Origin of the sequence: Synechococcus sp. OH2 (genome assembly GCF_047462155.1) — a bacterium.
Taxonomy (GTDB): Bacteria; Cyanobacteriota; Cyanobacteriia; order Thermostichales; family Thermostichaceae; genus Thermostichus.
In genome coordinates, this window is the sequence record NZ_JANSIR010000048.1 from 3,897 (window position 1) to 11,984 (window position 8,088).

Here is an 8,088-nt window from a genome sequence, read left to right on the forward strand (position 1 = left end):
GGAGCACCGCCAGCGTCACATCGGCTCCGGTCTGCCGGTGATGGTGGATGAAGGGGCGGTAGTCCATGCGGTAGAGGTGATCCCCAGATAGGATGAGGAAGTCCCGCGGCTTCCAAGAGTCCATCAGCCAGAGATATTGGCGCACAGCATCGGCGGTGCCCTGAAACCAATCGGGGTTATCGGGCGTTTGTTGGGCCGCTAAAATATCCACAAAGCCGCCTGTGAAGGGAGACATGCGGTAGGTGTTGACGATGTGGCGGTTGAGAGAGGCGGAGTTGAACTGGGTGAGGACGTAGATTTTGTCGATATCGGAATTGATGCAGTTGCTAACCGGGATGTCGATGAGGCGATACTTGCCTGCCAGAGGCACAGCAGGTTTAGCACGGCGCTTGGTCAGGGGATAAAGTCGGGTGCCACGCCCACCGCCCAGGATAATCGCCAGTACATCGCGCATGGTTGTCCTCCACCAGGCTACACCCAATAGCATAGACTGCCGCGGGGGCACCTGACCCGATCTGGCTGAGGGGAATCGGGAAACCGGAAGCAGCTGAAACAAATTCTGGGGAAGCGGATGGCACGCGTCCTGGCTTTTACCAACAATAAAGGGGGCACCGGCAAGTCCACCCTCTGCGTCCACGCGGCCCAGTTAACGGCTCAACGGGGCTACCGAGTTCTGCTCATCGATCTCACCTCCCAGGCCACCGCCAGCAGCTTTTACCTGGAAGAGGTGGGATCCCTGCCCCCCGAGGAAACAGTCTGGGCCAGCTTGCACCCGCAGCATCGATGCTCTTTGGAAGAGGTGATCTATTGCACCGACAAGGGGGTGGATGTGGCGCCCTCCCACAGCACCATGGCGGAAGTGGCGGCCCAATTGGCGGCTGCCGGCGATGCAGGGCAACACCTGTTGCAGCACCAGTTGGATCCCTTGCTGCCGGATTACGATCTTATCTTTCTCGATACGCCGGGGGAACTGAATGCCCTCACGGCCAACGCCCTGCGGGCAGCCCAGCGGGTGTTGATCCCGACCCGGCTCAACCGCGCCGATTTCTCCTGTACAGAGGTGACCCTACGCTACATTGAGACCCTGAAAGGTCAGTTGAGCCAGGCCCGTGCTGTCTTGACCATGCTGGACGACCGCTACTTGCCGGGGGGCATCTGGTCGGGATCCCATACCGGGCAATTGTATGTGCAAGCGCAACAGATTTTTGCGGATGTGCTTTCACCCGTTACCATTCCAGATAGCAGCGATTTGCGCACCGCTTTTGACTACGGCTTGACGGTCATGGACTATCGGCCTGGCTCGGGGGTGTGTCAGCGATTGGTGCAGTTTGTCGAACATGAGGTGCTCTTGTGACTGGATCGAACCGTAGCCTCTTTCCTTCTTCAGGAGAAACTTCCCGCACTCGGCGCAAGGCCAGTGCTAAAACCAGTTCAGAGCCCACCTCTGCAGAATCTACTCCCACGGGCGAGGAGCCGACAACGATGTCTTCTCAGTCTCCTACAGAACCAGCCCCAGAATCGCCAGAAATTGCAACTCTCAAAAGCCAACTGGCTGAAGCTCAACAACGCTTGCAGGACTACCAAAACAAAGTCTCTGCCTTGCAAGCTCAGCTTGAGCAAGTCACTGCCCATCGGGACGAATTGCAGAAGGCGCTGGCCCAGTTGCAGGCGGTGGCAGACGAGCGGGCCAAGACCATTCAGGAACTGCAAAGCCGCCGAGGACAAGCTCCACTCCCGGCTAGGCCCCAACCCTCCGCTTCCCCGCTGCAGGCGCAGAAGAAGATCATGAATCGGCCCATCTTCGACAATGTGTCGCCCACCGACGAAGATATGCCGCCCTACATGCTGGACTAGGCAGTGGGTACTATCCTGGATTGCACCCGAGGAAAGAAGGGTGTAGGGTTAGGGATCCCTGTCTGCTCGGTTGCCGTTCTGGTCTTCACGCTATGACTTCATCCCAGGCGAAGATGACTGTTTCTTGCGATGCCATTCCGCCCCATGGGGGCACTTTGGTTAACCGCATTGCCCCGCCCGAGCAGGCACAAGAGCTGCGCTCCAAAGCTGAACACTGCCCCATCCTCTACCTCGACGAGCGGGCTCAGTCGGATCTGGAGATGATCGCCATTGGGGGCTTTAGCCCGCTCACCGGCTTCATGGGGTGGGCAGATTACCAGTCGGTTCTGGAGACGATGCATCTGGCCAATGGCCTGGCTTGGTCGCTGCCGGTGACGCTGCCGGTTGCTGCCGAGATAGCCGCCGATCTCAAGGAAGGGCAGACCATTGCCCTGGCCAACGGCGAGGGCAGGCTCTTGGGCCTGCTGGAATTGACCGAGAAGTTCACCTACGACAAAACCCGCGAAGCGCAGCAGGTCTACCGCACCACCGATGAGCAGCATCCGGGGGTGAAGGTGCTCTACGAACAGGGATCCGTCTATTTGGCTGGCCCTGTAACTCTCTTCCAGCGGGATCCCCATCCCCTTTTCCCGGCCTACCAGATCGACCCGGCTCAGTCGCGGCAACTGTTTCGGGAAAGAGGCTGGAAAACGATTGTCGGCTTTCAAACCCGCAACCCCATCCACCGCGCCCACGAGTACATCCAGAAGTGCGCGCTGGAAATCGTGGACGGGCTGTTTCTCCACCCGCTGGTGGGGGCCACCAAAAGCGACGACATTCCCGCCGAGGTGCGCATGCGCTGCTATGAGGTGCTGATTGAAAAGTACTACCCCAAGGAGCGGGTCATTTTGGCCATCAACCCTGCGGCCATGCGCTATGCCGGCCCGCGGGAAGCCATCTTCCACGCTCTCATTCGCAAAAACTACGGCTGCACCCATTTCATTGTGGGCCGGGATCATGCCGGGGTGGGGAATTACTACGGCCCCTACGATGCCCAGCACATTTTCGATGAGTTTCGTCCTGAGGAACTGGGCATCATCCCCCTCAAGTTTGAACACGCCTTCTATTGCACCGTCACCGGCACCATGGCCACGGCCAAGACCAGCCCTAGCCAACCCCACCAGCGCATCCACCTGTCGGGCACCAAGGTGCGGGAAATGCTGCGCCGCGGCGAGATCCCCCCGCCCGAGTTCTCCCGCCCCGAGGTGGCCCAATTGCTGGCCGAAGCCATGCGTGAGCGCAGTTCGTCGTAGCTTTTGTGATTTCTCTGAGTGGAGGCAAAAGGGTCTGCGACCAACCAGACCCTATGTATTGATAAATTGATAAAGAGACAAAAACCCCACGCCCAAAGGCATGGGGAGGATGCTGCTCTCCTAGGAAACCCTCGTCAGCAAGCTCTCAATGGGCAGCAGCAGACCTCATCCTGCCTCAAAGCGGAGTTGCTCGGGATCCACATAATAGCAGCGGGCATTGTCAACACAGATCAGCGCCCAGCCATTTTGGTCAACATCGACCAACGTATATTCGGATTGAGGGATGAAGTGGCCCTGGTGGTTGCGGGTCTCGCCTTTAACCCAAACAGTCTGACGGTTCATCTTAAAGTTCCTCCAATTTACAGCCAAAAAATCAAAAGCAGGACTCAATTTCAATGCAAGTCAGTGCAAGGAGTGTCACATCAAACAGAACTAGGATGCACCAAACCCCTCGCATCTCCTCAAAGCCCAACCAATCCATAGGCTTGGGTGTGATGCAAGCTAGCTCACAGCGGTGAATAAATACCGTCTTGCGATTTGGTAAGAGAAGTCTAGCACCAACTCTATGAGAATATTGTTAAAAGTTGCAGATTAAATTGACAAGCTCTAGATTTTTCTAAATTCTTGTTGCAAAATTGGGTCAAGCCTGCCTAATTTTCTTCAAATAGCCACTGGTGCATCTTGCTCAGGTGAGGCCAAGCGGGACGGCGCTTCCCTCCCTCTGCCAAGTTGGATTTGACCCCCTCGATCTGCTCGGGATCCCGCGCCAAGATTTGCTTGATGGTCTCCACCTGCTGGCGTACCCCCGTTTTTTTCAGCTCCAGCATCGCCAAAGTCAAGTTCACCCGCGGCTGGGCGTCCACCGGATCCAGCTTCACGGCAGTTTGGGCGGCTTTCAGGGCTTTTTCCGCTTGCCCCTCCAAAAGATAGAGCCAAGACAGGCAAGTCCAGGCTGCTGCCGCCTTCGGGGATCCCTTACAGATAGCCTCAAAGGAAGGGATCAGCGTCTTGGCTGCTTCCCCCGCCTCGTAGCGCCGGATCCCTTCCTGAAACAATTCTTCAATGGCTGCGCTCATCGTTCTCAATTGAGCATAATGACGTATTGACAAATGTGCTGCTTTATGGGTGCAAGGCTATTCTTGCCTGTTCGCCCATCTGTTGTAGCGCACCGGTGTCGGGGAGAGGGATCCCTTCTCCTTCCGCCAGCCAGAGCCAGTACTCGATGTTGCCGGCAGGGCCGGTGATGGGCGACCAGGTATAGCCCTGCACCTGCCAGCCGCGGGCCACTGCCGCCTGCATTACCGTCTGCAGCACGCGGGCATGGATGGCCGGATCCCGCACGACTCCCTTTTTGCCCACCTGGCCTCGGCCCGCCTCAAACTGGGGCTTGACCAGCAGCAGAGCCTCCCGCGGCGACCGCAACAGCTTCCACAAAGGATCTAACACCTTGGTTAGGGAAATAAAAGAGAGATCCACCACCGCCAGATCCGCCCAGCTTGGGGTGGGCACCTCGGTTCCGTAGAGATCGGCCGGCTGCAGGTGGCGCAAGTTGGTTCGTTCTTTGAGGATCACCCGCGGGTCGGTTCGCAAAGACCAGGCCAACTGCCCATAGCCCACATCCACCCCATAGACCCGCTGGGCCCCCTGTTTGAGTAGGCAATCGGTAAAGCCCCCCGTGGAGATGCCCGCATCCAAACAAATACGGCCCTGCACCTGAACAGAGAAGGTCTGCAGCGCCCCCTGCAGCTTTTCTCCCCCTCGCGAGACAAAAGCAGGCTTACACTGGATGTGGATTACGGGATCCCCGCTCACCCAGGCTCCAGCCTTCTCCGCCCGCACCCCATTGAGGAAAACTTCCCCTGCGAGGATGGCGCGCTGGGCCTGCTGGCGGGAAGAGAAATATCCCCGCTCCACCAACCAGCTATCCAGGCGCACCCGCTCGGCCATCTCACTACTGCTGTTAACAGCTCCTACCCGATTTTCAATTTCTCAGGATAGGAGAGCGGGATCCCTCTCGACCAGATCTGGCTTGGCGCCAGCAGAAATGGGCGGGGGATTAGCCAAAGCGTCCACTCACGTATTCTTCCGTCTCGCGATTGGCGGGAGAGTTGAAGATCTTCTCGGTGCGGTCAAACTCCACCATGCGTCCGTAGCGAACCCCTTCGTCGTCCACCTCGGTGTTAAAGAAAGCCGTGAAGTCGGACACACGCGCCGCCTGCTGCATGTTGTGGGTGACGATGATGATCGTGTAGCGACGCCCCAATTCCTTCATCAGCTCCTCAATGCGCAGCGTCGAAATGGGATCTAGCGAGGCACAGGGCTCGTCCATCAGGATCACTTCCGGCTGAATGGCCAAGGTGCGGGCAATGCAGAGGCGCTGCTGTTGTCCGCCGGAGAGGGAAAGGCCGCTCATCTTCAACTTGTCTTTTACCTCATCCCAGAGAACGGCCTGGCGCAGCGTGCGCTCCACCAGCTCGTCCAGATCCCCCTGATAGCCGTTGATCCGTGGCCCAAAGGCAATGTTGTCGTAGATGGATTTGGGGAAGGGGTTGGGCTTCTGAAACACCAGGCCAACCCGCCGGCGCACCTCGGAGGGATCCACATCAGGGTCATAGATATTTTTCCCGTGAAAAATGACCGAGCCTTCTACCCTTGCTCCCGGGATGAGATCGTTCATGCGGTTGAAGCAGCGCAAGATGGTGCTCTTGCCGCAGCCTGAGGGGCCAATGAAGGCTGTGATGTGATTTTTCGGGATCTTCAGGGAAACCTGCTTAACCGCTAGGTGGGAGCCGTAGTAGACGCTCAAATCCCGCGTCTCTAGTTCAACCTCCAAACGGGTGGATTTCTCAGGAGAGCCGGACTTGTCAGAGAGTGGAGAGCGCATAGGAGTACCGAAGGAGATAACGTCACTGCAAAGCCTAGATTGAGAAAGAAACAGGTGAGAGGGATTAGATGGTGATGGTTTCCTGCCGACGACTGACGATGAGCCGGAAACTGACCGTGGTGATCAACACCAAAATCACCAGAGCCAAAGCCCCTCCCCAGGCAATCTTCTGCTGGTTTTCAAAAGGAACGAGGGCAAAGTTGTAGATCAACACAGCCAGTGAAGCTACCGGTTTCAACAGACCGCTGGGCCAGAGGAAGCTAAACAAAGCAGTGAAGATCAGGGGCGCTGTCTCACCCGCAGCGCGGGCAATAGCCAACGTCACCCCCGTCAGGATCACCGGCAGAGCTGCCGGCAACACCACGCGAAACACCGTCTGCACCCGCGAAGCCCCCAGCGCATAGGCAGCAGCCCGCGTATCTGCCGGCACCAGGCGAAGCGCCTCTTCACAAGACAAAATAATGATGGGCAGGGTCAACACCGATAGAGCCATCCCGCCGGCGAGGGCCGAGAAGGTCTTGGTGGAGAGCACCAGCACCCCGTAGGCAAACACCCCGGCAATGATAGAGGGAACCCCTGTCAACACCTTGATGATGAAGCGCAGAAAGGAAGCTATAGGTCTGTTTTGGCCAAACTCCGAGAGATAGATGGCAGCAAACAGTCCGATGGGGAAGGTGATGGCGATAGCAATCGACACCACAATAACCGTCCCCAGCACCGCATTGCCAAATCCGCCCACCTGATCGCCGGGAGGAGGGGGAAGTTGGGTCAGCGCTTGCCAGTTCAAGCGCTCGATGCCTCTGGTGAAAACGTAGTAGAGGATGAGAACCAGCACGAAAATGGCAAAGAGGCTGGAGAAAACTGTCAGCGCTGTCATTCCTACATCCAGGAAGACGCGCCGCCAGGACTTTGCTCTGCGCTTGAACAAATTGCCTTGCTCTACCGCCTGAACTTGCGTCGTCATGTTCCTCTACTCCCGCGAAGCTGTCAACGCGAACTTGACACGGCGTATCATCAGCTCCGCCGCAATGTTAACTACCAGAGTGATGGCCAACAAAATCAAGGCCACATACATGAGCGCTGCCACCTGCTCAGGGCCTGCTTCTGCGAACTCGTTGGCCAACAGGGCCGGGATGTTGCTGGCAGGAGCCAGGAGCGAGACGCTAATACCGCGGGCATTACCAATTAGCATCGCCACTGCCATCGTCTCCCCCAAGGCACGTCCCAAACCCAAAACCACCGCCCCTAGCATGCCGCCAATGGCCGCCGGCAGCACAACCCCAAAGATGGCTTCCCAGCGAGTGGCCCCCATCGCATAGGCAGCCGCCCGCAACTCCGGCGGAACGGCCACCAGCACTTCCCTGGCAATGGCAGTGATGATGGGGATGATCATGATCCCCAAGACAACCCCTGCCGTCAGCATCCCCGGCCCCACCGGTGGCGTACTGAAAATGGGCAACCACCTGAAGTTCTGGAACAGGAACATCTGAATCGGGCGAAAGAAGGGAATGAAGATAAACAACCCCCAAATGCCGTAGACCACGCTGGGAATGGCTGCCAGCAGCTCCACCACGATGATCAAGACTGTGCGCAAAGACTTGGGCAGAAAGTCCTCACTCAAAAAGATGGAGATGCCGAAGCTAAAAGGAACGCCCACGATCAGGGCAATCAGAGAAGTCACCAGGGTGCCGTAGATCTGGGGCCAAGCGCCGTAGTTGTTCTCAACAGGATCCCAGGTGGTGCCCCAGAAAAAGCCCAGCCCGAACTTCTGAATGGCAGGTAGCGACTGGATCCCAATCTCCAGGGCAATCCACAACAGCAGCAAAGCCGAGAAAAAGACGGCAATCCGCGTTGCCCAGATGAACAACCAGTCGCGCCGGCGCTGGAAGACGGGCCGGGGCCGAAATAGAGAACTGCTCTCTGAAGAAAAAGTAGTGGTCATCTGCCGAGTAGGAGGTACCAACTTTTACGGCGTGATGTTTTCCAGAGCAGCCAGAGCTTTCTGCCGCGTTTCTTCCGGCAAGGGCACATAGCCCAGCGGCTCCGCGAAGGATTGCC

The 8,088-nt window shown here is 57.6% G+C and carries 10 protein-coding genes; 3 read left to right on the plus strand and 7 right to left on the minus strand.

Features of this window, described 5'->3' with window-relative positions:
* Positions 1–454: sugar phosphate nucleotidyltransferase (locus NW835_RS03525; protein ID WP_414414537.1), on the minus strand; the 454-nt coding region annotated here is incomplete at its 3' end.
* 117 nt (positions 455–571) lie between these two features.
* Between NW835_RS03525 and NW835_RS03530 the strand changes: the two genes are divergently transcribed.
* From NW835_RS03530 to sat, 3 genes are all read left to right on the plus strand, one after another.
* Positions 572–1,354, plus strand: a complete 783-nt coding sequence (locus NW835_RS03530; protein WP_414414538.1) for a ParA family protein — start codon at positions 572–574, stop codon at positions 1,352–1,354.
* Between the two features lie 128 nt (positions 1,355–1,482).
* The gene (locus NW835_RS03535) at positions 1,483–1,854 is read left to right on the plus strand and encodes a hypothetical protein (RefSeq protein WP_414333585.1); all 372 of its coding nucleotides are present in this window, start codon (positions 1,483–1,485) and stop codon (positions 1,852–1,854) included.
* A 113-nt stretch (positions 1,855–1,967) separates the two neighbouring features.
* Positions 1,968–3,146: a sulfate adenylyltransferase gene (gene sat, locus NW835_RS03540; RefSeq protein WP_414414539.1), complete on the plus strand. Its 1,179-nt coding sequence runs from the start codon at positions 1,968–1,970 to the stop codon at positions 3,144–3,146.
* Positions 3,147–3,311: 165 nt separating this feature from the next.
* Here sat and NW835_RS03545 read toward each other — a convergent pair whose 3' ends face one another.
* The 6 genes from NW835_RS03545 to pstC form a co-directional block, all read right to left on the minus strand.
* On the minus strand, positions 3,312–3,488 hold the full coding sequence (locus tag NW835_RS03545; protein ID WP_414333583.1) for a hypothetical protein: 177 nt from the start codon (positions 3,486–3,488) through the stop codon (positions 3,312–3,314).
* A 308-nt stretch (positions 3,489–3,796) separates the two neighbouring features.
* Positions 3,797–4,222, minus strand: a complete 426-nt coding sequence (locus NW835_RS03550; RefSeq protein WP_414333582.1) for a hypothetical protein — start codon at positions 4,220–4,222, stop codon at positions 3,797–3,799.
* A gap of 43 nt (positions 4,223–4,265) precedes the next feature.
* Positions 4,266–5,093, minus strand: a complete 828-nt coding sequence (locus NW835_RS03555) for a TlyA family RNA methyltransferase (RefSeq protein WP_414414540.1) — start codon at positions 5,091–5,093, stop codon at positions 4,266–4,268.
* Positions 5,094–5,202: 109 nt separating this feature from the next.
* Positions 5,203–6,030 carry a phosphate ABC transporter ATP-binding protein PstB gene (pstB, locus tag NW835_RS03560; protein ID WP_414376657.1) on the minus strand — a complete coding sequence of 276 codons (828 nt, stop codon included), beginning with the start codon at positions 6,028–6,030 and terminating at the stop codon, positions 5,203–5,205.
* Positions 6,031–6,094: 64 nt separating this feature from the next.
* Positions 6,095–6,994 carry a phosphate ABC transporter permease PstA gene (pstA, locus tag NW835_RS03565; RefSeq protein ID WP_414385004.1) on the minus strand — a complete coding sequence of 300 codons (900 nt, stop codon included), beginning with the start codon at positions 6,992–6,994 and terminating at the stop codon, positions 6,095–6,097.
* A 6-nt stretch (positions 6,995–7,000) separates the two neighbouring features.
* Complete coding sequence (pstC, locus tag NW835_RS03570; protein WP_414365798.1) at positions 7,001–7,972, minus strand: phosphate ABC transporter permease subunit PstC; 972 nt, start codon at positions 7,970–7,972, stop codon at positions 7,001–7,003.
* Positions 7,973–8,088: the final 116 nt, after the last annotated feature.